Origin of the sequence: Pedococcus sp. NPDC057267, from assembly GCF_042668795.1 — a bacterium.
Classification (GTDB): Bacteria; Actinomycetota; Actinomycetes; order Actinomycetales; family Dermatophilaceae; genus Pedococcus.
On record NZ_JBHUYG010000043.1, the window covers coordinates 12,201 to 34,154 of the forward strand.

The 21,954-nt window shown below is 73.6% G+C and carries 19 protein-coding genes; 6 read left to right on the top strand and 13 right to left on the bottom strand.

The window, feature by feature from the left end; translation table 11 throughout:
* Nucleotides 1-22: 22 nt before the first annotated feature.
* The 4 genes from ACFUC1_RS10985 to ACFUC1_RS11000 all read right to left on the bottom strand — a co-directional run bounded on the left by ACFUC1_RS10985 (nucleotide 23) and on the right by ACFUC1_RS11000 (nucleotide 4,757).
* Nucleotides 23-1,480: an HNH endonuclease gene (locus tag ACFUC1_RS10985; RefSeq protein WP_379119585.1), complete on the bottom strand. Its 1,458-nt coding sequence runs from the start codon at nucleotides 1,478-1,480 to the stop codon at nucleotides 23-25.
* Between the two features lie 126 nt (nucleotides 1,481-1,606).
* Nucleotides 1,607-2,476: an aminoglycoside phosphotransferase gene (locus ACFUC1_RS10990; RefSeq protein ID WP_379119587.1), complete on the bottom strand. Its 870-nt coding sequence runs from the start codon at nucleotides 2,474-2,476 to the stop codon at nucleotides 1,607-1,609.
* Nucleotides 2,477-2,574: 98 nt separating this feature from the next.
* Nucleotides 2,575-3,450 (bottom strand): type 1 glutamine amidotransferase, encoded by an 876-nt coding sequence (locus ACFUC1_RS10995; RefSeq protein WP_379119589.1) that lies wholly within the window; start codon nucleotides 3,448-3,450, stop codon nucleotides 2,575-2,577.
* Entirely contained in the window at nucleotides 3,447-4,757 is a 1,311-nt protein-coding gene (locus ACFUC1_RS11000) for a MurT ligase domain-containing protein (protein WP_379119591.1), read from the bottom strand. The genes ACFUC1_RS10995 and ACFUC1_RS11000 overlap by 4 nt, the downstream gene beginning before the upstream one ends.
* A 96-nt stretch (nucleotides 4,758-4,853) precedes the next feature.
* On the opposite strand from ACFUC1_RS11000, the gene ACFUC1_RS11005 reads away from it, so the two are divergent.
* On the top strand, nucleotides 4,854-6,086 hold the full coding sequence (locus tag ACFUC1_RS11005; RefSeq protein ID WP_379119593.1) for an AGE family epimerase/isomerase: 1,233 nt from the start codon (nucleotides 4,854-4,856) through the stop codon (nucleotides 6,084-6,086).
* A gap of 49 nt (nucleotides 6,087-6,135) precedes the next feature.
* Here the strand turns inward: ACFUC1_RS11005 and ACFUC1_RS11010 are convergent, their stop codons facing one another.
* Nucleotides 6,136-6,498, bottom strand: coding sequence for a hypothetical protein (locus ACFUC1_RS11010; RefSeq protein WP_379119595.1), 363 nt, complete (start codon nucleotides 6,496-6,498; stop codon nucleotides 6,136-6,138).
* Nucleotides 6,499-6,639: 141 nt separating this feature from the next.
* On the opposite strand from ACFUC1_RS11010, the gene ACFUC1_RS11015 reads away from it, so the two are divergent.
* A complete protein-coding gene (locus tag ACFUC1_RS11015; RefSeq protein ID WP_379119597.1) occupies nucleotides 6,640-7,110 on the top strand; it encodes a cupin domain-containing protein in 471 nt (156 codons plus the stop codon).
* A 27-nt stretch (nucleotides 7,111-7,137) separates the two neighbouring features.
* Here ACFUC1_RS11015 and ACFUC1_RS11020 read toward each other — a convergent pair whose 3' ends face one another.
* The 4 genes from ACFUC1_RS11020 to ACFUC1_RS11035 form a co-directional block, all read right to left on the bottom strand.
* Nucleotides 7,138-7,866, bottom strand: a complete 729-nt coding sequence (locus ACFUC1_RS11020) for a lysophospholipid acyltransferase family protein (RefSeq protein ID WP_379119599.1) — start codon at nucleotides 7,864-7,866, stop codon at nucleotides 7,138-7,140.
* A 7-nt stretch (nucleotides 7,867-7,873) separates the two neighbouring features.
* Nucleotides 7,874-9,454: a glutamine-hydrolyzing GMP synthase gene (guaA, locus tag ACFUC1_RS11025; protein ID WP_379119620.1), complete on the bottom strand. Its 1,581-nt coding sequence runs from the start codon at nucleotides 9,452-9,454 to the stop codon at nucleotides 7,874-7,876.
* A gap of 77 nt (nucleotides 9,455-9,531) precedes the next feature.
* Nucleotides 9,532-9,885 carry a DUF3817 domain-containing protein gene (locus ACFUC1_RS11030; protein ID WP_379119601.1) on the bottom strand — a complete coding sequence of 118 codons (354 nt, stop codon included), beginning with the start codon at nucleotides 9,883-9,885 and terminating at the stop codon, nucleotides 9,532-9,534.
* A complete protein-coding gene (locus ACFUC1_RS11035; protein ID WP_379119603.1) occupies nucleotides 9,863-10,612 on the bottom strand; it encodes an SURF1 family protein in 750 nt (249 codons plus the stop codon). The genes ACFUC1_RS11030 and ACFUC1_RS11035 overlap by 23 nt, the downstream gene beginning before the upstream one ends.
* A gap of 105 nt (nucleotides 10,613-10,717) precedes the next feature.
* Here ACFUC1_RS11035 and ACFUC1_RS11040 point away from each other — a divergent pair, with 105 nt between their 5' ends.
* Together ACFUC1_RS11040 and ACFUC1_RS11045 are read left to right on the top strand one after the other, a co-directional pair.
* Nucleotides 10,718-12,502 carry an ABC transporter ATP-binding protein gene (locus ACFUC1_RS11040; protein WP_379119605.1) on the top strand — a complete coding sequence of 595 codons (1,785 nt, stop codon included), beginning with the start codon at nucleotides 10,718-10,720 and terminating at the stop codon, nucleotides 12,500-12,502.
* Nucleotides 12,499-14,307 (top strand): ABC transporter ATP-binding protein, encoded by a 1,809-nt coding sequence (locus tag ACFUC1_RS11045; protein WP_379119607.1) that lies wholly within the window; start codon nucleotides 12,499-12,501, stop codon nucleotides 14,305-14,307. Before ACFUC1_RS11040 ends, ACFUC1_RS11045 begins: the two co-directional genes overlap by 4 nt.
* 303 nt (nucleotides 14,308-14,610) lie before the next feature.
* On the opposite strand, the gene ACFUC1_RS11050 is transcribed toward ACFUC1_RS11045, so the two are convergent.
* The 4 genes from ACFUC1_RS11050 to guaB all read right to left on the bottom strand — a co-directional run bounded on the left by ACFUC1_RS11050 (nucleotide 14,611) and on the right by guaB (nucleotide 21,132).
* On the bottom strand, nucleotides 14,611-16,356 hold the full coding sequence (locus ACFUC1_RS11050) for an FAD-dependent oxidoreductase (protein WP_379119609.1): 1,746 nt from the start codon (nucleotides 16,354-16,356) through the stop codon (nucleotides 14,611-14,613).
* Nucleotides 16,353-17,945: a succinic semialdehyde dehydrogenase gene (locus tag ACFUC1_RS11055; protein ID WP_379119610.1), complete on the bottom strand. Its 1,593-nt coding sequence runs from the start codon at nucleotides 17,943-17,945 to the stop codon at nucleotides 16,353-16,355. Before ACFUC1_RS11055 ends, ACFUC1_RS11050 begins: the two co-directional genes overlap by 4 nt.
* Before the next feature lie 160 nt (nucleotides 17,946-18,105).
* Nucleotides 18,106-19,227, bottom strand: a complete 1,122-nt coding sequence (locus tag ACFUC1_RS11060; RefSeq protein ID WP_379119612.1) for a GuaB3 family IMP dehydrogenase-related protein — start codon at nucleotides 19,225-19,227, stop codon at nucleotides 18,106-18,108.
* Nucleotides 19,228-19,545: 318 nt separating this feature from the next.
* Nucleotides 19,546-21,132: an IMP dehydrogenase gene (gene guaB, locus ACFUC1_RS11065; protein ID WP_379119614.1), complete on the bottom strand. Its 1,587-nt coding sequence runs from the start codon at nucleotides 21,130-21,132 to the stop codon at nucleotides 19,546-19,548.
* Between the two features lie 192 nt (nucleotides 21,133-21,324).
* On the opposite strand from guaB, the gene ACFUC1_RS11070 reads away from it, so the two are divergent.
* Entirely contained in the window at nucleotides 21,325-21,618 is a 294-nt protein-coding gene (locus ACFUC1_RS11070) for a WhiB family transcriptional regulator (RefSeq protein WP_379119616.1), read from the top strand.
* Nucleotides 21,619-21,636: 18 nt separating this feature from the next.
* A complete protein-coding gene (locus ACFUC1_RS11075) occupies nucleotides 21,637-21,858 on the top strand; it encodes an RNA-binding S4 domain-containing protein (protein WP_379119618.1) in 222 nt (73 codons plus the stop codon).
* The last annotated feature ends 96 nt before the right edge of the window (nucleotides 21,859-21,954 follow it).

The following is a 21,954-nucleotide window of genomic DNA, read 5'->3' on the forward strand; positions in this document are numbered from 1 at the left end:
CCCACGAACTGCACGCGCCGGGTCAGGAGGGCACAGGCGCGCGAGGTCGCATGCCGTGGTCGGGGGTGATCTCGATGTCGGCCCAGCGGGCGGGTTCGCCGGTGGGTGGTTGGTATGCCGTCGTCCTCGTCGGGTGGTTCAGGGCCGCTGCGCCGGACAGCTGCACTCGCTGTCGGTGCCGTCCTGGTGGAGGTGATCCGGGTGGGTGCTGGCGCTGCTGTGCCGGGGGGTCTTGGTGTCCGGACAGGCGCAGGCCGCGGCGGTTGGTGACGGTCAGTCCGTCGGGGCGGGCCGGGTCGCCGGTGATGGTGATGTCGCCGCGGGTGACGGCGTCGTGGTGGAACGGGCAGAGGCTGACCTGGTTGGCCAGGTCGGTGCCTCCGCCGTCGGCCCAGGCGGTGAGGTGGTGAACCTCCAGGAACCGGGTGGCGGTGCAGCCGGGGAACCGACAGCCGCGGTCGCGGTCGGTGACCAGGCGGCGGGCCCGGTCGGGCAGGATCCGCATCGAGCGACCCACCGACACCGGCGACCCGTCGGTCTCCCACACCGGTTGCACCAGCCCGTTCTCCAGGAGCCGGTCGACCAGGCCGCGGGACAGGGCGCCGCGGGCGTTGACCCAGGCGCCGTCGGTCGACAGGTGCACGTGGACCCGGTACCGGTCGGCCCGCGACGACCCGCCGGTCCCGCCCTCGGCCGCGGTGTCCCTGCCGGCGGCGGCCAGGGACCGGTGGGCCAGCAGCTCGAACGCATCCGCATGGCTCGGGGACGGCCCACGCGTCGTGGCCGGCCGTTCCTCGCCTGGTTCGGCGGTGCCGCGGGTCTGCAGGAACAGGGCCTCCTTCGCCTCCCGCAGGGCCTGCTCCACCAGTGCGCCGACCGTGGCCGGGGCGGAGTACCGCAGCTGGAACCGGCCGTCGCGGTCGTACCCCATCGACAGCTCCGGCCGCGCGCACGCCCGTCGCGCCGCCTCACTATCCCCCGGCTGGGTGGTCCCGGTCGACGGCTCCTGCCGCCCGGCATCCTGGTCGTCGCCACGCGCCTCACCGGTCAGGTCGCTCGCGGGATCGGCGAACGCGTGCCGGGACACCGCTCGGCGCAGCTGCGGCACCGTCATGTGCCGGGCCAGCTCGCCCACCGACCGCTGGTACCCGGCCGGAACGTGGTGCGCCACCACCGCCGCCTGGTCCAGCGACAGCTCCCCTGCCTCGACCGCTCGCGCCACCACCGTCAGCTCCGCCCGACGTCGCGCGACCGCGGCCACGTCACGGGCGTGCGCCGGCGACAACCCCGCCCGCACCACCAGGTAGTGCTCGACGGACCGGAAGCCGCCGTCTCCCCAGTGCCGGCCCTCCAGCAGCTGCGCCGCGATCTCGACCAGCTCAGCGTGTGCGGCGTTCAACGCCCCCGCCACGGCGGCAGTGCGGTCCCACAGGGCCCGCTGGGTCCTGTCCCGCTGCACCGCGATGTCGCTGACCGGCATACCATGATCGTACACCTGTTCGAAATGATTCGGCGGGTATGTCCACAGCCAATTCCGTTGACGCACAACGAAATCCAGTCGGCGAGACGAGGCGCGCGGCAGTGCTCGGAGCGAACGGCTCCTGGATCAGCCGAGCAGAGGCGCGAGCGCCCGGCCGTAGGCGCGTTCGACGTCTCGACCGACAGCCTGCGCCGTGCCGTCCCTGTCACGACCGCTGCCTGCCGCCCCAGCCCCGCGCCCGTCCAGGCAGTCGGCGAGCAGCCGGAACAGGGCCGCCCGCACCAGCGCCTGCCGGTCGGCGCCCGTCGACCACGGCTCGAGCACCGACACGTCCGCTCCGTGCCACGCCACTGCGTCGAGCAGGCACAGGGCCTCCGCCCACCGCGCGGGCCGCCAGTACGGCGCGACGTCGATCACGACCGGCGTCCCCGAGGCGTCGAGGAGCACGTTGCCGGCGAGGTCGCCGTGGACCAGCTGGTCCGGCCCGAGGTCGGCGTCGGCGCGCTCCCCGACGAGTCGGCGCACCAGCGCCCAGCCGGACCGCTCGGCCGCCGCGGCCAGCTCGTCCGCGTGGCCCCACGCCAGCCGGTCCGCCACCGCCCACCGGTCCGCGCGCGCGTCCAGACCCGCCGGGCGCGCTCGCACGGCCTCGTCGAAACGGGCGTGCAGCAGCCTGCCGGTCGCCGCGAGCAGGGCCGGGTCGTGGCACGCGGTGGTGTCCGGCTCGTACCGGCTCGCACCCCAGCCGTCGACCACCCACGAGCCGTCCCGCGCCGGGATCGGCACGGCGATGCGCACCGCTGCCCGTCCCGGGACGCGCTCGAGGTCCAGCCGCACCGCCAGTGGGGCCAGCACCGGGTTGAGCCACGCAGCGGTCTGCGCGTCACGCCCGGGCGACAGCACCAGGTCGCCGGCCACGACACTGCGCCCCTGGCCGCCCGGCACCGGGCGCACGTCTCCGGGCACCGCGAAGAGGTCGAGGACCCGGTCCGGCACAGGACGGTCAGCCGACGTCCCCGTCCCCGACGTCCCCGTCCCCGGCACTTCCGTCCCAGGCGAGGCCGTTCCGGACGCCGTCCCGCCGGTGCGTTCCGTCACCGTCGCACGAGCCGACGCACCTGTCGGGTGCGCGCCTCGTCGGCATACGCGTCGTCCTGCGGGACCGGCTCGAACGGGCGGCCGGTGGCGCGCTCGGCCGCGAGCCCGATGAGCGCGTCGGCGAGGGCGGGGTTCGCGGGAAGGATCGGGCCGTGCAGGTAGGAGCCGATGACGTTGCCGGAGCGGGCGCCCTCCGTGCCGTCGGTGCCGTTGTTGCCCATGCCGGAGCGGACCCGGCCGAACGCCGCCTGCCCCGCGCCCAGGGTGGTCGAGCCCGAGTGGTTCTCGTACCCGACGACCGGCCCGAAGTCGGTGTCGAGCACGACCGGCCCGATCATCCGCTTGGCGTTGCCCTGCGTCGTCACGTCGAGGATGCCCAGGCCGGGGAGCCGCTTGCCGTCGACGGTGATGAACGCGTTGCCGAACAGCTGGTACATGCCGCAGATCATCAGCATCGGCACGCCGTCGGACGCCATCGCGCGCAGCCGGTCGCCGAGCCGCTCGAGGTCGTCCTCAACCCTGACCTGGCCGGAGTCCTGGCCGCCACCGCCGAGCAGCAGGTGCGCCTCCTCCGGGAACGGCGCGCCCGGGTGGTGCTGGTGCACGACGGGGACGTAGCCGTGGCGGCGGATGCGGGCGGCGATGGTGCGGGTGTTGCCGAGGTCGCCGTAGATGCTCATCTCGCGCGGGTACAGGTGCACGACGTGGATCACGCCCTTGCCCTCGCGCCCCGCGTCCGGCACTCGGGCGGAGCCGGCCGGCTCCCCGGGAATGGCCACGTCGACCGGCGCCGGGTGGGCGTTCGCGTATGCCGTGCCGTCACCGTCGGGGATGGGTCCGAGCCCGTCCGTCCCCGGGCCGCCGTCGCTCATGAGGCCTCCTCGCCGATGTCGGGCAGGTCGTACCGGGCTGCAAGCGTGCGCCGAAGCGCCATCATCGCCGTGTACGTGCAGAAGATCCGCTTGGGCTCGTCCGGATGGGCCGCGAGGAAGGCGTCCAGGGCCCGGTCGAGGTCGGCCTCGACGGCGCCGACGGGCACGTCGTCGTACTGGAGGCGCAGCGCCATGTCGTAGGCGCGGACGCCCGACGTGAGGGCGACGCCCCGCGAGCGCAGGCTCTCGAAGCTCACGTCGTAGAGCCACGACACGTCACGGCCGTCGGCGTAGTTGTCGTTGATCGCGACCATGGTCGCCACGGGGGTCGAGCCGTAGGTGCCCAGCGCGACGGTGAAGCCCGCCGGGTTCTTCACGAGCACGAGCTCCAGCGGCTGGCCGTCGACCATGACGACCTCGCCGCGGCCGAACGGCGGGGTCACCGCGCGCAGGGCGTCGGCGGCCACGGCCGGGTCGAACGTGTCGCCGAGCAGCGCCCGGGCAGCCGTCGTCGCGGCCGTCGCGTTGATCATCGCCGCAAGGCCGCGCTGCTGGAGCTCGAGTGGCCCGACGGCAGCGGAGCCGTTCTCCCCGAACAGGATCGAGAAGGTCCGCTCGTCGGCCGGCTTGAGCAGGCCGTCGTCGGGACCGGCGACCGGCGGGGTGAAGTCGTCCTCGAACCGGACGTCCTGCTCCTGCAGCTCGGGCAGCCGGTCGGCGATGGACGCGTCGACCCCGAACCACGTCACGCCCACCCCCTCCGCCACACGGTCGCGGATCCGGGCGATGAACGAGTCGTCGATGTTGAGCACCACGCCGGTCGTCGTCTGCTCGGCCAGCGACGCCAGCAGCTGGGCCGTGTGGTCGATCTCGGCGAACCGGTCGAGCTGGTCGCGGGCCACGTTGAGGAGCAGGGCGTGGGTCGGCTTGACCGTGGCGGCGAACCGCAACGCGTGCGCCTCGTCGAGCTCGAGCACCGCCATGTCGGCGGCGAGGCGGCCGCTCAGGGGCAGCTCGCCGAGCATCGAGGAGATGACACCGCGGGTGAAGTTGGAGCCGGTCGGGTTGGTGAAGACCGTCCGCCCGTGCGCGCGCAGCACCGCCACGAGCATCTTGGTCGTCGTCGTCTTGCCGTTGGTGCCGCTGACGACCACGATCCCGCCACGGACGTCCCGCAGCGCCTGGGCGAGGAAACCGGGGTCGACCCGCTCCGCCACCAGGCCGGGCAGCGCCGACCCGCCGCCGCGCAGCCTCGAGGCCGCCCGCGCCGCCTTGCCCGCGACCACTGCCGCCGTCGTCCTCAGCACGGGTCAACCCTAGCCAGCGACACGGCGCACCGGTGACACCGCACCGCGGCGCGGGTACGCATGGGCCGCCGGGCACGGCGGCATACGATCTCAGCCATGCCCTCGGAGCCCACCGCCTCACCCTCCACCCCCGACGCAGGCTGGCTGGCCGCGGAACGCGCGCGGCTCTGGGACTTCGCCCGTGGCTCCGTGCACCCGGCCGGCGGTTTCGCGTGGCTCGACGACGACGGACGCCCCGAGCTCGACCGCCCGGTCGAGGCCTGGATCACCTGCCGGATGACGCACGTCGCGGCCCTCGAGGTCCTCGCCGGCAACCGCGACGCCGAGCCGGTCCTCGACCACGGGGTCCGGGCCCTGCGTGAGGTGCTGCGCGACGCCGAGCACGGCGGCTGGTTCTCGGCGGTCGACACCGCCACCGGCGAGCCGGTCTCGACCCGTAAGGCCTGCTACGACCACGCGTTCGTGCTGCTCGCGTCGTCGAGCGCCACGGCCGCCGGCCACCCCGACGGGGCCGCGCTGCTCGCCGAGGCGCGGGCCGTCTTCGCCGACCACTTCTGGGACGACGAGGCGGGCATGGCCGTCGAGGCGTGGGACCGCGGCTGGACGACCCTGGAGGACTACCGCGGCGTCAACGCCAACATGCACACGGTCGAGGCGCTGCTCGCCGTCCACGAGGTCTCCGGCGGCATCGAGCCGCTGCGGCAGGCGAGCCGCGTGGTCGAGCGCGTGGTGCACGGGTTCGCGCGCGACGCCGACTGGCGGCTGCCCGAGCACTTCACCTCGGACTGGACGGCGCTGCCCGACTACAACCGCGACTCCCCGGCCGACCCGTTCCGCCCCTACGGCGTGACGATCGGGCACCTCCTGGAGTGGTCCCGCCTCACCCTGCACCTGCGCACGGCCCTCGGCGACGACGCCCCGGACTGGCTGCTCGACGACGCCGCGGGGCTGTTCGACCGCGCGGTGGCCGACGGCTGGCACGCCGACGACTGCGACGGGTTCGTCTACACGACCGACTTCGACGGGGTGCCCGTCGTGCGCCAGCGGCTGCACTGGGTGGTGGCCGAGGGCATCGGCGCGGCCTGGGTCCTCGCCCGCGAGACCGGCGAGGCCGGCTACGCCGACTGGTACGCCGCGTGGTGGGCGCACGCCGAGGCGTGCTTCATCGACCGCGAGCACGGGTCGTGGCGGCACGAGCTCGACGAGCGCAACCGGCCCGCGGCCACCGTGTGGAAGGGCAAGCCCGACGCCTACCACGCCTACCAGGCCGCGCTGCTGCCCTCCCTGCGCCCGGCGGCCTCCTTCGCCGGCGCCCTGCGCGGCGCCTGACGCGGACGGGTGGGGTGACGAGTCGCCACCCCACCCGCGGTGTGGTCGGTCAGCTGTGCGCAGCGGCGTGCGCGTGGATCCAACCAGCGTGGTCGGCCACCTCGAACGCCCACACGACCAGGATCGATCCCATGAACACGGCCAGCAGGACCTCAGCGGCCGCCGTCTCCGCCAGCACCAGGGTCACGATCCCCAGCACCGCCGCCAGCCCGGCCACCACTGCCTGTGTCGTCCCGACACGGTCGTGCTCGTTGGCACCCCTGAACGTGAGGAATGCCGCAGCACCCAGAACCAGGCCTAGTGCGGACATCCCTCGGGGGTCCTTGATGAAGGGCATCTCGCCGTTGACCAGGTACCCCACGTAGGGGATGCCGATGGCCAGCACGAGCACCGTCGCCACAAGGTCTCTCATCGTCAGTCTCATCACTACACCTCCTTCCACGGTTCCATCGTCCGTGCTGGCGCGGTCGGGGTGCAGGGGCCTAGGTCCCCGCTCCGCGCCCGGCCGTGCAGGCCCCCTGCGCCCGGCTGCGAGGTCTGCCATCGTGGGTCCATGGAGGACATCGGACCCGCCCCGCAGAGCTTCGACCTCGAGACCGCCACGGTCGAGAACGACACGTACCGGACCGTCGCCTGGTCGGGCACCTACCTGCAGCTCACGCTGATGTCGATCCCCGTCGGCGAGGACATCGGCCTCGAGGCGCACCCCGACACCGACCAGTTCCTGCGGCTGGACCAGGGGCGCGGCCGCGTCCAGATGGGCCCCGCCAGGGACCGGCTCGACTTCGAGCGCGACGTCGAGGACGGATGGGCGGTGATGGTGCCGGCCGGCACGTGGCACAACATCACCAACACCGGCGACGAGCCGATGCGGCTGTATGCCGTCTACGCGCCGGTCCACCACGCCGCCGGGCGGGTGCACCCCACAGCGCGCGACGCCGAGGCCGACGAGCGGGCGGGCACCGACGAACCCCCGCAGTGGTCGGTGCAGCCGCCGCAGCAGGAGTCCGACCAGCACGCCTGACCCTCACCCTGCCTGTCGGGTCGGGGGTCAGCGTCCGGCGGCGAGGGCGGCCTTGACGTCAGAGGCGTACTGGTCCGAGCGTTCCTGACCGGACAGCTCGGCGATCGCGTCCATGGTCGCATCGGTGACGGCGCGGAGCAGGGCGCCCTTGGAGTACTGCCGCGAGAGCCCCTCGACGTCGACCGGGGGCCCGAACCGGACGGTGACCTTGGCCGGGTGGAAGCCGTTGGAGCCGGCCGGCTGGACCTTGTCGGTGCCGATGACCGCGCACGGCAGCAGGGTCGCCCCGGTCGCGATGGCCATCCGGGCCACGCCGGTGCGGCCCTTGTGGAGCCGGCCGTCGGGCGAGCGCGTGCCCTCGGGGTAGACGCCGAACGCGCCGCCCTCGCGCAGGACCTCCTCGCCGAGCTCGAGCGACTTCATCGCCGCCCGGGGGTCGGACCGGTCGACCGGGATCGTCCCCGCCGTCGCGTGGAACCAGCGGACCAGGCCACCGCGCAGCCCGTGGCCCTGGAAGTACTCCGCCTTGCCGAGGAAGTGCACCTGCCGGCCGGAGGCCAGGGGGATGACGATCGAGTCGATGAACGACAGGTGGTTCGAGGCGACGATGAGGGCGCCCGAGCGCGGGACGTGGCGCCGCCCCTCGACGCTCAGACGGGTGGCGAGCGACAGCGGCGGCCCGATGAGGACGTGCCGCATCATCCAGCGGCTCGCCCTGTCCTCGAAGCCCGCCAGGGCGTCGCCCCTCAGCCCCACCAGCGGGTCACTCCCACTCGATGGTGCCCGGCGGCTTGCTGGTGACGTCGAGGACGACGCGGTTGACCTCGCGGACCTCGTTGGTGATGCGGGTGGAGATCTTGGCGAGCACGTCGTACGGCACGCGGGTCCAGTCCGCGGTCATGGCGTCCTCGGACGAGACCGGCCGCAGGACGACCGGGTGGCCGTAGGTGCGGCCGTCGCCCTGGACCCCCACCGACCGCACGTCGGCCAGCAGCACCACCGGGCACTGCCAGATGTCGCGGTCGAGGCCGGCTGCCGAGAGCTCGTGCCGGGCGATCGCGTCCGCCGCGCGCAGGACCTCCAGGCGCTCGGCGGTCACCTCGCCGACGATGCGGATGCCGAGGCCGGGGCCGGGGAACGGCTGGCGCCAGACGATCGCCTCGGGGACGCCGAGCTCGAGCCCGACCTGCCGGACCTCGTCCTTGAACAGCGAGCGGAGCGGCTCGACGAGCTTGAACTGCAGGTCGTCGGGCAGGCCACCCACGTTGTGGTGGCTCTTGATGTTGGCTGCGCCGGTGCCGCCGCCGGACTCGACGACGTCGGGGTACAGCGTGCCCTGCACGAGGAACTCGACCGGGTGCTCGTCGTCCCCGCGGCTGCCGACGACGTCGCGTGCCGCCTGCTCGAAGACGCGGATGAACTCGCGGCCGATGATCTTGCGCTTCTCCTCGGGGTCGGACACCCCGGCGAGCGCGTCGAGGAAGCGCTCCCTGGCGTCGACGACCACCAGGTCGACACCGGTCGCGGCGACGAAGTCCTTCTCGACCTGCTCCGCCTCCCCTGACCGCAGTAGCCCGTGGTCGACGAACACGCAGGTCAGCTGGTCGCCGACCGCCTTCTGCACCAGCGCGGCCGCCACGGAGGAGTCGACCCCGCCCGAGAGCGCGCACAGCACCCGCGACCCGCCGACCTTCTCGCGGATCGCCTCGACGAGCTCGTCGACGACGTTCGCGGCGGTCCAGTCGCCGGAGAGGCCGGCGCCCTTGTAGAGGAAGTTCTCGAGCACCCGCTGGCCGAAGGTCGAGTGCATGACCTCGGGGTGCCACTGCACGCCGTAGAGCCGGCGCTCGTCGTCCTCGAACGCGGCGACGGGCGCGCCCGCGGTGGACGCGGTCACGCGCATGCCCTCGGGTGCCTCGGTCACCGAGTCGCCGTGGCTCATCCACACCGACTGGTCGGTGGGCTGGCCGTTGAACAGCGTCGAGGACGGGTCGGAGACCTGTGCCGGCGTCGCGCCGTACTCGCCGAGCCCGGTGTGGGCGACCGTGCCGCCGAGTGCCTGCGCCATGGCCTGGAACCCGTAGCACATGCCGAAGACGGGGATCCCCGCCTCGAGGACCGCGCGGTCGAGACCGGGCGCGCCCTCGGCATACACCGACGCGGGGCCGCCGGACAGGATGATCGCGGCCGGGTCCTTGGCGAGGAGCTCCTCGACGGACGCGGTGTGCGGCACGACCTCGCTGTAGATGTCGGCCTCGCGGACGCGCCGCGCGATGAGCTGGGCGTACTGCGCACCGAAGTCCACGACCAGCACGGGCCGGGACTGCAGCGGGGTGGCGGGCACCTCGACGCGGTCGCCCTCGGGCGCCTCCACCCGGTCGTCGTCCTGGGCCTGGGTCACGTCACTGGCTGCGGCGTCGGTCACGGGGAAAGGCTACCGGCCAGCCGCGGCTCGACCTCCGTCGCCACCCGTCGCTCGATCCAGAACGCGACCAGCGGGACGCACGCGCCCACGACGATCGCCGCCATCCGCCCGAACGACCAGCCGACCTTGAAGCCGAGGTTCGCCACGGTGAACACGAACACCATGAAGATCAGCCCGTGCACCGGGCTCCACCACGACAGGGCCGCGTTGTCGAAGCCGTACTTGAGGACCATCTCGGTGATCAGCACGAACATCGCGAGGCCCGCGAGGATCGCCATCACCTTGAACCAGCCCAGCGCGCGCCGCGCGCCCTGCACATCCCGGATCTCAGTCGTCGTCACGTCGGGCATCCTCTCGCACCATCCTGGACCACATGAACACGGCGAACGCCGCGAACACCCACCACTGCACGGCGTATGCCGCGTTGCGCCACTTCAGGCCGCCCTCCACCGCGGGCGGGGGCACCCGCTGCACCCCTGCCGGGGCGGGGATGCCGGACCCGGTCGCCGTCCGCTCGGTCTGGGCGAAGACGAAGGCGTTGTAGAGCTCCCCGGGCCACTCGTTGACGAGCACCGCCAGGTCCACCGAGCCGCGCGCCGGCTCCGGCCAGGCGGGTGCACCCGGCGGCGGGTCGGAGGGCGACTCCCCCGGGGCGAGCGAGCCGTCGACCGACACCGTCCCGGTGGGCGGCTCGACCGGCCTGCTGGTGTCCGTGACGAACCCGCGCACGACGGCGATCCGCGCCCTGCTCTCGGTGACGTCGAGCGGCGTGACCACCCAGTAGCCGGTGCGGCCCTGGAGGCGGCGGGGGCCCACGAGGAACTGGCCGTCCGCGGCATACGTCCCGACGGCGGTGACGCTGCGCCCGGACTGCGGGTTCGGGAACGGCTGGTGCGGCCGGACGACGGTGTCGAGCAGGGCCGGACGCGCCTCGTGGGCCTTGCGCAGGGCATCGGCGAGTCCCTTGTCCTGGGCGACGTGGAGCTGCCACAGGCCGAGCTGGATGCAGCCGGCGACCACGACGAGGACGACCGCGAACAGGCCGAGCCAGCGCGGCTTCAGGGCGGTTCGCAGCACGCGACGAGGCTACGTGACGTCCCTGTGCGCACCGACACGCGGCCCGTGGGCCGCCGGAAAACCGGTGTCGTCGTGTCCGTGCCCGCACCTACCGTGGTGCCCCTGATGCGCGAGATCCCCTTCCCCGACCCGGGCCGGCCGGACACCCGGAGCACCGCCCGGTTCCTCGTGTGGGTCGCCGCCCAGCAGTGGCCGACCCAGGTCGCCGGCATGGCCACCGGCGCGGTGTGGATGCTCGCCATCGCGCTCATCCCTGCCGCCGTGGGCAAGGGCGTCGACGACGGCATCGTGGCCGGCAGCCCCGCAGGCCTGGTCCGGTGGGCCCTCGTCCTGCTCGGGCTGGGCGCGGTGGCGGCCTCGATGGCCGCGGCACGGCACTGGTTCGCGGTCCAGAACTGGCTCTACGCGTCCTACCGCGGCGCCCAGCTCAGTGCCCTCGGCGCCGAGCGCGCCGGGCCGGCGCTGACCCGCACGCTGCCGTCGGGCGAGGTGGTCGCGGTGTTCGCCAACGACGTGATGCGGCTCGGAGGGCTCTACGACGTCATGGGCCGGTTCTCCGGCGCCGTCGTCAGCTACGTCGTCGTCGGGGCGATCCTGCTCGCCGCCTCTCCCCCTCTGGGCTGGCTGGTCCTGCTCGGCGGCCCGGTCATGCTGGGCAGCCTCACCCTCATCGTGCGACCGCTCCAGCGTCGCCAGGCGCGCCAGCGCGAGGAGGCGGGACGGCTCACCACGCTGGGCGCCGACACGGTCGCCGGGCTGAGGGTGCTGCGCGGGATCGGCGGGGAGCAGACCTTCCTGCGGCGGTACGAGGCGCAGTCGGCCCGGGTGCGGGCGACGGGGTTCCGCGTGGCCGGGCTCCAGGCGGCGCTCGACTCCGCCCAGGTGCTGCTGCCCGGCGTGTTCGTCGTGCTCGTCACCTGGCTCGGGGCCCGCCAGGCGGTGGAGGGACGGATCACGCCGGGTCAGCTCGTGGCGTTCTACGGGTACACCGCGTTCCTCACCATGCCGCTGCAGACGGCGGTCGAGGTGATCGATCGCGGCATCCGGGCCCACATCGCAGCCGGCCGGATGCTGCGCGTCATGGCGGTCGAGCCCGACCACGCGCCCGGCCAGGCCGCCCGCGTGGAGCTGCCCGACCCCGGAGCCGACCTGGCCGACCCGCTGTCGGGCACCGTCGTCCGCGGCGGCCGGCTCACCGCGATCGTCTCGGCGCGGCCCGAGGAGTCGGCGGCGGTCGCCGAGCGTCTCGGCCGCCACGGGCCCGGGCCGCACCAGACCACCTGGGGCGGCGTGCGACTCGACGACCTGCCGATCGAGCAGGTGCGGCAGTCGGTCGTGGTGAGCGAGCCCGACCCGCGCCTGTTCACCGGCGTGCTGCGCGAGGAGCTGCTGGCCGCCCGCCGGCCCTCGCCGGCGGCGGCCGGAACCGGGGAGGGGAGGTCCGCGGGGACGGCTCCGGGGACCGTGGCGGACGCGGAGGTGCACCGGGCCCTGGAGACGGCCAGCGCGCTCGACGTGCTCGACGCCGTCCCCGACGGGCTCGACGGGCTCGTCGAGGAGCGCGGCCGGTCGTACTCCGGCGGCCAGCGACAGCGGCTCGCCCTCGCCCGGGCGCTGCTGACCGACGCCGACGTCCTCGTCCTGGTCGAGCCGACGAGCGCGGTGGACGCCCACACCGAGGCCCGCATCGCCGAGCGGCTCGCCGAGCACCGCAGGGGCCGCACCACCGTCGTCACCTCGGTCAGCCCGCTCGTGCTCGGCCAGGCCGACGAGGTCGTCCTGCTCGAGGACGGCCTCGTCACCGCCCACGGCACCCACCGCGAGCTGCTCGCGGACCCCGAGCACCCGGCATACCGGCACATCGTCATCAGGGAGGAGGAGCCGGCATGATGACCGACCACGCCCGGCGCACCCTGCCCGTGGCCGACACCGCCGCCGTCTGGCGGCACACCCGCGCGCTCGCGTCCGAGCACCGGGGCCTCGTCGCCCAGGTGCTGGCCCTGCACGCGCTGGCTGCGCTCGCCGCCCTCGCCGCACCCTGGCTGGTGGGTCGGCTCGTCGACCTCGTCAGCGGGCGCGGCGGCACCGGCGACGTCGACCGGATCGGCATCCTGCTGGCCGTCGCGGTCGTCGTCCAGACGGGGCTCACGTGGGCGGCCCGGCGGGCGGCGTTCCTGCTGGGCGAGACGGTGTTCGCCCAGCTGCGGGAGCAGTTCGTGGCGCGCGCGGTCAACCTCCCGCTGTCGACGGTCGAGCGGGCCGGTACCGGCGACCTCGTCGCCCGCACCACCAACGACGTCGAGGCGCTGTCGCACGTCGTGCGGTTCGGGGTGCCGTCGCTCTTCGTCGCCTCGATGACCGTCGTGATGACGGTCGTTGCTGCGCTGCTCACCTCCCCGCTGGCGACCCTGCCGATCCTGCTCGGCGTGCCGTTCTACTGGATCTCGACCCGCCGCTACCTGCGCAGGGCCGGCGACGGCTACCTGTGGGAGCGGGCGACGTATGCCGCGCTCAACGGCGTCGTCGCCGAGACCGTCGACGGCGCCCGCACCATCGACGCCCTGTCGCTGGCCGGCGTGCGCCGCAGCCGGTTCCAGGAGGCCCTGCGCGAGTGCTACCGGGCAGAGCGGTACACCCTCGGCCTGCGGCTGCGCTGGTTCCCGGCCGTCGTCTTCGGCTACAACGTGCCGACCGCGGGTGCGATCGTGTGGGGCGGCTGGCTGGCGATCACCGGGCACGTCACGGCAGGCGTGGCGACCGCGGTGACGCTGTACATCCAGCAGATGGTCGGCCCGCTCGACGAGCTGCTCGGCTGGCTCGACGAGATCCAGGTGGGGGCGACGTCGCTCGCCCGGGTCATCGGCGTCGGCGAGGTGCCGCCGGACCGGGTGGCCACCGGCGCGCGCCCCGACGGGCCGGAGATCGAGGTCGACGACGTCCGGTACGCGTACCGCACCGGCCACGACGTGCTGCACGGCGTCTCGCTCGACCTGCGTCCGGGCGAGCGGCTCGCGGTCGTCGGGCCCTCAGGTGCGGGGAAGTCCACGCTGGGGCGGCTCATGGCCGGCATCGACGGACCGCGCGAGGGACGGATCGACGTCGGTGGCGTGCCGCTCGTCGACCTCGACCTCGGCGACCTGCGCGGCGAGGTGGCGCTGGTGACTCAGGAGCACCACGTCTTCGTCGGGACGCTCGCGGACAACCTGCTGCTCGCCCGTCCCGGTGCCGGCACGCAGGAGCTCGAGGAGGCGCTGCGGGCCGTCGACGCGCACGAGTGGGCACTGGGGCTGCCCGAGGGGCTGGAGACGGTGGTCGGCAGCGGCGGGCACGCGCTCACCGAGGCGCAGTCGCAGCAGCTCGCGCTCGCCCGGCTGGTGCTCGCCGACCCGCACACACTGGTGCTCGACGAGGCGACCTCGCTGCTCGACCCGCGGGCTGCCCGGCACCTCGAGCGCTCGCTGGCAGCCGTGGTCGAGGGCCGCACGGTCGTCGCCATCGCCCACCGGCTGCACACCGCGCACGACGCCGACCGGGTCGCCGTGGTGGAGGACGGGCTCGTGAGCGAGATCGGGACGCACCACGAGCTGGTGGCCGCGGATGGCCCCTATGCCGCCCTCTGGGCGTCGTGGCGCGACGAGCCCTCGCCCGTGGCCGGCGGCAGCCCCGCGTCGGGGCGCCACCCGTCGGCCGGGTAGCCGAGCCGACGTCGGCCGCTCGCGGCACTGTGCGGTGCCCCAGCCCGCGGGGCAACGCGCAGTGCTCGCACCGGCGGTCCTGCGGCACCTCCGGCCGGGTCGCGAAGATTCTCCGGAGACTCGCGTAACCCCGTGACAGAGCCGTCGTTGTCTGGGTGGTGTGGCTGGAGACCCACCCCCGGCTCGTCTCCAGTCACACCACCCACGATCGCGGTTGGCGGGGGGCAGGGGGCCCCGTCAGCCGCCACCCGTGTCAGGGGCACACACCGCTGGAGCGGGCGCCCCCGACCGCCGCCCAGACGCTCAGCCGCCGAAGCTGGGCGCCGTGTCGGTCGCAGGCAGCGCCGACGCGTCCTGCGCCGCCGGGCCGTACCGCGTGACCGCCGGCCGCGGCGCGGGAACCGGCTCGACCCGCACGTACCCCTCGTCCTGCGCCGGCCGCGGGTCGGCCCCGCCCTTGACGGGCCAGAACGACATCGCGCGCTCGGCCTGGGCCGTGATCGTCAGCGACGGGTTGACGCCGAGGTTCGCGGAGACGGCCGACCCGTCGACCACGTGCAGGTCGGGGTAGCCCCACACCCGCTGGTACCCGTCCACCACGCCCCGCTGCGGGTTGGAGCCGATGGCCACGCCACCGAGGAAGTGCGCCGTCAGGGGGATGTCGGCCACCTCGCCCAGGCTGCTGCCGGCGAACGCCCGCAGCCCCGTCGCCTCGGCGAGCCGCCGGGCCAGCACCCGCATCGCCTCCTGCCCCTCGGGGATGAAGGTCGGGTTCGGCTCCCCGTGTCCCTGTCGCGAGGTCAGGCCCCACCCGCCGAGCAGGCCGCGGCGGCCGCTGACGCGCAGCGAGTTGTCCTTGGACTGCATGACGAGCCCGATGACGGTGCGCTCGCTCCAGCGCCGCACCGAGAACGACCGCACGAAGACGACCGGGTGCTTCACCGCCTCGACGAGGAACTGCACCGGCCGGGGCAGCCGGCCGCCCGGGACGAGGATCGTCGCGAGCAGGCCCATGGCGTTCGAGCCGGGGCCGTAGCGGCAGTTCTCGACGTGCGTGTCGGCGGTCGGGTGGAAGGACGACGTGATCGCCACACCCCGCGACAGGTCGGCGTCCTGCGGCACGCGCTCGGTCATGACGCCGTTGAGCGCCTCGGAGTTGGTCCGGGTGAGGTGCCCCAGCCGCTCGGACAGCCGCGGCAGCACCCGTTCCTCCCGCATGCGGTGCAGCAGCTTCTGGGTGCCCCAGGTGCCGGCCGCGAACACGACCTGCTCGGCGGTCACGGTCTGCCGGGTGCCCCGCGACCACGCGCCCGTCCGCTCGTGCGTCACGGCATACCCGCCACCGCGGCCCGGCTCGACCCGCACCACGGTGCGCATCGGCTCGATCGTGGCGCCGAGCGACTCCGCGAGCGCGAGGTAGTTCTTGACCAGCGTGTTCTTCGCACCGACCCGGCAGCCGACCATGCAGTTGCCGCACTGGGTGCAGCCGGTGCGGTCCGGCCCGGCGCCGCCGAAGTAGGGGTCGGGCACGCGTCGTCCGGGCATGCCGTAGAACACACCCGTCGGCGTCTTGCGGTAGGTGTCCTCGACGCCCAGGTCACGGGCCGCCAGGCGCATGACCTGCTCGACCACCCCGTCGCACGGGTTCTCGACGACCCCGAGCATCCGGCTCGCGGTCTCGTAGTGCGGCCCGAGCTCGGCCTGCCAGTCGGTGATGTCGGCCCACTGCCGGTCGGCGAAGAACTCGGCCGGCGGCACGTACAGCGTGTTCGCGTAGTTGAGCGACCCGCCGCCGACGCCCGCACCCGCGAGCACCACGACGTCGGGCAGCCGGTGCACCCGCTGCACGCCGAAGCACCCGAGCCTCGGCGCCCACAGGTACCGGCGCAGGTCCCACGACGTCCGGGCGAAGTCCTCGTCGGCGAACCGGCGCCCCGACTCCAGCACGTGCACCCGGTAGCCCTTCTCGGCCAGCCGCAGCGCCGTCACCGAGCCGCCGAAGCCCGACCCGATGACCACCACGTCGTGGTCGAACGCCTCCGCGCTCACCGGCGACCGACCGCCTTGAGCACCTGCAGCGCCGAGGTCATCACCCGGACGTAGGTCTCCTGCGACATGCCGAAGGCCGGGCCGATGGGCAGGCCGTACTGGACCGTCACGTTCTGGGACTCGGTGTACTTGAGGATGCCCTCGGCGCCGTGCCGACGGCCGACGCCCGACTGCTTCATCCCGCCCATCGGGCTGGCGACGCTGCCCCACGCCGCGGCATACCCCTCGTTGACGTTGACGGTGCCGGCGTGGATGGCGGTCGCGACCCGCTTCCCCCGCGCCACGTCACGCGACCAGACGGAGGCGTTGAGGCCGTAGTCGGTGTCGTTGGCGAGCCGGATCGCCTCCTCGTCGCTGCCGACCCGGTAGATGGACACGACCGGTCCGAACGTCTCGCCGTCACGCAGGTCCATGGCGCTGGTGACGCCCTCGAGCACCGTCGGCTCGTAGAAGAACGGGCCGAGGTCCGGGCGGGCGCGGCCGCCGGCCAGCACGCGCGCACCCTTGGCCCGGGCGTCCTCGACGTGCGCGCTCACGCGGTCGAGCTGGGCCTGGGAGACCAGGGACCCCATGTCGGGCCCGTAGGCGAGGTCGGCACCGAGGCGCATCGCCTTCACCGCGGCGACGAACCGGCTGGTGAACTCCTCGGCCACCGCGTCGTGCACGAGCAGCCGCTCCACCGAGATGCACAGCTGGCCGCCCGAGGAGAAGCACGCCCGCACCGCCCCGTCGACGGCGCGGTCGAGGTCCGCGTCGTCGGCGACGTACATCGAGTTCTTGCCGCCGAGCTCGAGGGAGTACCCCACGAGCCGGCTCGCGACGGACTCGGCCACGGCGCGGCCGGTCGCGGTCGACCCGGTGTAGCAGACGTAGTCGGTGAGGTCGACGACCGCCTGTCCGACCGTGGGCCCGTCGCCGAGGACCACCTGCAGCACCGACTCGGGCAGGCCGGCCTCGGTCAGCAGCTGCACCGCCTGCAGCGCGGTGAGCGAGGCCTGCAGGTCGGGGCGCAGCACGACCGCGTTGCCCGCCATGAGGGCGGGGATCGCGTCGGTGATGGCGAGGCTGAGCGGGTAGTTCCACGGGCTGACGACGCCCACCACCCCGCGGGGGTGGTGGTGCTCGGTGCTCTGCGTGAGCACCGGGAACAGCCCCGGCCGCCGCCGCGGCCGCAGGTATGCCGCGGCCGAGCGGGCGTAGTGCCGCGCCACGATCGCGACGTCCGCGACCTCCTCGAAGGCCTGCGCGCGCGTCTTGCCCGACTCCAGCTGCACGATGTCGAGCAGCTGGACCTGCCGCTCGAGCACGAGGTCGTGGTAGCGCAGGAAGACGCGCTCGCGCACCTCCACCGGGGTCCGGGCCCAGGCGCGCTGCGCGGCGCGCGCGGCGTCGACGGCCACGGCGACGTCCTCGCGCGTCGAGAGCGGGAGCGTCGCGAGCGGCGCACCGGTCAGCGGCGTGACGCTGCGGTGCTCGGCCGCCCGCGGGGCGCACACGACGCGCCGGGTGAGCCGGCGCACGAGCCCCGGGTCCACGGCATACGTCGCGGTGGGGTCCGTCTCGGGATCGGCGATGAGGTCCGGAGCCATGGCGTCAGCCTAGGTCCGCTACCCCTTCCTTACCAGTAGTCAGTTAGGCGACCTGCCCCACACCACCCCCACGTGTTGCCACGTGGTGGTCACGCAGCCGCCCCTCAGCCCGCGCGGTGACGATCTGCTGGCAACAAGTGGGGGAACCCGACCGTGGCGGTCAGCTCTGCTGGTAGGGGGCGACGACGACCTCGACCCGCTGGAACTCCTTGACGTCGGAGTACCCCGTCGTGGCCATCGCGCGGCGCAGCGCGCCCACGAGGTTGGTCGTGCCGTCGGCGACGCGACCCGGCCCGAAGAGGATCTGCTCGAGCGAGGCGACCGCCCCGACCTCGACCCGCGAGCCGCGCGGCAGCTCCTGGTGGTGGGCCTCCGGGCCCCAGTGCAGGCCGCGACCCGGCGCGTCGGTGGCGCGGGCGAGCGCCGCACCGAGCATGACGGCGTCCGCGCCGCAGGCGATCGCCTTGACGATGTCGCCGCTCGTGCCGACGCCACCGTCGGCGATCACGTGGACGTAGCGGCCCCCGGACTCGTCGAGGTAGTCGCGGCGGGCCGCAGCGACGTCGGCGATGGCGCTGGCCATGGGCGCGTGGATGCCGAGCGTGCGGCGGGTGGTGTGGGCGGCGCCGCCGCCGAAGCCGACGAGCACGCCGGCCGCGCCGGTGCGCATGAGGTGCAGGGCCGCGGTGTACGACGCCGCGCCGCCGACGATGACCGGCACGTCGAGCTCGTAGATGAACCGCTTGAGGTTGAGCGGCTCGGCCCGGCCGGACACGTGCTCCGCGCTGACGGTCGTGCCGCGGATGACGAACAGGTCGACGCCGGCGTCGACGACGGTCTTCCAGAACTGCTGGGTGCGCTGCGGGCTCAGGGCCCCGGCCACGGTCACGCCGGCCTCTCGGACCTCACGGAGGCGCTGGGCGATGAGCTCGGGCTGGATCTCCGGGGCGTACAGCTCCTGCATGCGGGCCGTCGCGGTGGCCGGGTCGAGCGTGGCGATCTCGGCCAGGACCGGCGTCGGGTCCTCGTAGCGGGTCCACAGCCCCTCGAGGTCGAGGACGGGCAGCCCGCCGAGGCGGCCGAGCGCGATCGCCGACTCGGGCGACATCACCGAGTCCATCGGCGCCGCGATGACCGGGATGTCGAAGTGGTAGGCGTCGATCTGCCAGCCGACCGAGACCTCCTCGGGGTCGCGCGTGCGGCGCGAGGGCACCACGGCGATGTCGTCGAAGGAGTAGGCCCGGCGTCCGCGCTTGCCGCGTCCGATCTCGATCTCAGTCACCGCGCAAGGCTATCGGCCGAGGCCCACGGGGCCGAATGCGCGGGATGCACGGCACCCCGCCGCCGGGTGAGGGGTGCCGACGACGGGGCGCCTGGGGACGCCGTACCACGCACCAGCGTGGAGACGACGAAACCATGGTGCTCCCCTGCTCGACCCGAGGGGGACGGGCCGTGCAGGAAGCGTACGGTCGCGCGGTCCGGCAGCGGATCACCCCAAAGGCGTACGCGGCCTCCCACACCGTCTGGACGCCCGTGCGGGTCGCCTGACGGACGCCGGCCACCCGCCTGCGCGCCGCCTGCCCGGACGCCCGGCAGCGGGTCAGCGACCGCCGTAGTTCGGCGCCTCGACGGTCATCTGGACGTCGTGCGGGTGGCTCTCCTTGAGCGAGGCGGAGGTGATCCGAACGAAGCGGCCCTTCTGCTGCAGCTCGGGGATGGTGCGGGCGCCGATGTAGAACATCGACTGGTGGAGGCCGCCGATGAGCTGGTGCGAGACCGCCGCGAGCGGGCCCCGGTAGGCGACCTGCCCCTCGATGCCCTCGGGCACGAGCTGGTCGTCGCTGGTGACCTCGGCCTGGAAGTAGCGGTCCTTGGAGTAGGACTTCTTGCCGCGGCTCGACATCGCGGCGAGCGAACCCATGCCCCGGTAGGCCTTGTACTGCTTGCCGTTCACGAACACCAGCTCCCCCGGGGACTCCTCGCACCCCGCGAGCAGCGAGCCCAGCATCACCGTGTCGGCGCCGGCCACGATGGCCTTGGCGATCTCGCCGGAGTGCTTCATGCCGCCGTCCGCGATGAGGGGTACGCCGGCCGGCTTGGTCGCCAGCGAGGCCTCGTAGACCGCCGTGACCTGCGGGACGCCCACACCCGTCACGATGCGGGTGGTGCAGATCGAGCCCGGACCCACGCCCACCTTGACGGCGTCGGCACCGGCGTCGACGAACGCCTGGGCGCCCTCGCGGGTGGCGACGTTCCCGCCGATCACCTGCACGTGCCGCGTGGCGGGGTCGGTCTTCAGCCGCTGGACCATGTCGAGCAGGAGCCGCACGTTGCCGTGGGCGGTGTCTGCCACCAGCACGTCGACCCCGGCCTCGATGAGGGTGGTCGCACGCTGCCAGGCGTCACCGAAGTAGCCGATGGCGGCGCCGACGAGCAGGCGTCCGTCGGCGTCGTAGGACGCGTTCGGGAACTGCTCGGACTTCACGAAGTCCTTGACCGTGATCAGACCGGCCAGCCGACCCTCGTCGTCGACCAGCGGCAGCCGCTCGCGCTTGTGCTTGCGCAGCAGCAGCGTCGCCTCGTCGCGGGAGATCCCCACCGGCCCGGTGATGAGCGGCATGGGGGTCATCACCTCGTCGACCTTGGTGGTCGCCCACTCCGCGACCGGCGTGAAGCGCAGGTCGCGGTTGGTGATGATGCCCAGCAGACGGTTCGTGGCGTCGACGACCGGTAGGCCGGAGACGCGGTACTCGCCGCAGATCCGGTCGAGGTCCTCCAGCGTCGCGTCCGGGCCGATGGTGACCGGGTTGGAGATGATGCCGGTCTGGGTCCGCTTCACGAGGTCGACCTGGTAGGCCTGGTCCTCGATCGAGAGGTTGCGGTGCAGCACACCGAGGCCACCCTGGCGCGCCATCGCGATCGCCATCCGTGACTCGGTGACCGTGTCCATCGCGGCGCTGACCAGCGGCACCTTCAGGGAGATCTCGCGGGTCAGACGCGAGGTCGTGTCGATGTCCGACGGCGCGAGGTCGGAGTGACCCGGCAGCAGCAGGACGTCGTCGTAGGTCAGGCCCAGCTTGGCGAAGGGGTCGTGGGCCGGTTCGGCGGGCGCGGCGCCGGTCGCGGGGGCCGCAGCGGCCTCGTGAGCGGTCAGGTCGGGCAGGCGGTCGTCGACACCAAGGCTCATTGCCCAATCGTAAACCGGCCGCGACCGCCCCTCGTGCGCGCATGCTGCCCGGGCGGGCCGTCCACGATGCGGGACCTCACCGGGGAACTGCGCCGCCTTGAACAAGTCCATACCCTCCGGACCGCCCGGTGCCCCTCCCCTAGCGGTAGCGTCCGAAGCGTGCGGCAGCGTGCCGCGGGAGAGCAGGTCGACATGGCTGAGTTGTCACGGCTACCTGGACCCGTAGCCGACCTGTGGGACTGGCAGCTGCAGGGCTCCTGCCGCCAGAGCAACCCCGACGTCTTCTTCCACCCCGAGGGCGAGCGCGGCCCGGCCCGCCGGTCCCGGGACTCCGAGGCCAAGCAGGTCTGCCTCGGCTGCCCCGTCCTGGCCCAGTGCCGCGAGCACGCGCTGCGGGTGCGCGAGCCGTACGGCGTCTGGGGCGCGATGACCGAGGACGAGCGCGAGGCGCACTACGCCGGACACGCGGCCCCCGCGGCCAGCTGACGCTCCTAGACTCGGGGCGTGAGCCTGCTCGAGATCCCGATCTGTGACGAGTCCATCCGGCTCGGCCAGCTGCTCAAGCTCGCCGGCGTGGTGGAGGACGGCGCCATGGCGCGGGCGGTGGTCGAGAACGGCGAGGTTCTGCTCGACGGTGCCGTCTGCCTGCGCCGCGGCACCCAGGTGCGCCCCGGCCAGACCGTGGAGTATGCCGGGGAGTCCATCCAGGTGGTCGGCCCCGCCTAGCTGTATTGACCACGGACCTTGTTGACATGAGGGAGGACCTCCGGGCGAAGTGATGGGTGTCTAGTTCCGTCACCGCAAAACCGGAGGTCCTCATGT

What these genes read in the sequence shown, in the direction of transcription:
- ACFUC1_RS11015 (WP_379119597.1), top strand. Translation starts at nt 6,640, where the DNA reads ATGGAGGACATCGGACCCGCCCCGCAGAGCTTCGACCTCGAGACCGCC.
- ACFUC1_RS11010 (WP_379119595.1), bottom strand. Translation starts at nt 6,498, where the DNA reads ATGAGAGACCTTGTGGCGACGGTGCTCGTGCTGGCCATCGGCATCCCC.
- ACFUC1_RS11055 (WP_379119610.1), bottom strand. Translation starts at nt 17,945, where the DNA reads ATGGCTCCGGACCTCATCGCCGATCCCGAGACGGACCCCACCGCGACG.
- ACFUC1_RS11005 (WP_379119593.1), top strand. Translation starts at nt 4,854, where the DNA reads ATGCCCTCGGAGCCCACCGCCTCACCCTCCACCCCCGACGCAGGCTGG.
- ACFUC1_RS11070 (WP_379119616.1), top strand. Translation starts at nt 21,325, where the DNA reads ATGGCTGAGTTGTCACGGCTACCTGGACCCGTAGCCGACCTGTGGGAC.
- ACFUC1_RS10985 (WP_379119585.1), bottom strand. Translation starts at nt 1,480, where the DNA reads ATGCCGGTCAGCGACATCGCGGTGCAGCGGGACAGGACCCAGCGGGCC.
- ACFUC1_RS11040 (WP_379119605.1), top strand. Translation starts at nt 10,718, where the DNA reads ATGCGCGAGATCCCCTTCCCCGACCCGGGCCGGCCGGACACCCGGAGC.
- ACFUC1_RS11045 (WP_379119607.1), top strand. Translation starts at nt 12,499, where the DNA reads ATGATGACCGACCACGCCCGGCGCACCCTGCCCGTGGCCGACACCGCC.
- guaB (WP_379119614.1), bottom strand. Translation starts at nt 21,132, where the DNA reads ATGAGCCTTGGTGTCGACGACCGCCTGCCCGACCTGACCGCTCACGAG.
- ACFUC1_RS10995 (WP_379119589.1), bottom strand. Translation starts at nt 3,450, where the DNA reads ATGAGCGACGGCGGCCCGGGGACGGACGGGCTCGGACCCATCCCCGAC.
- ACFUC1_RS11030 (WP_379119601.1), bottom strand. Translation starts at nt 9,885, where the DNA reads ATGCCCGACGTGACGACGACTGAGATCCGGGATGTGCAGGGCGCGCGG.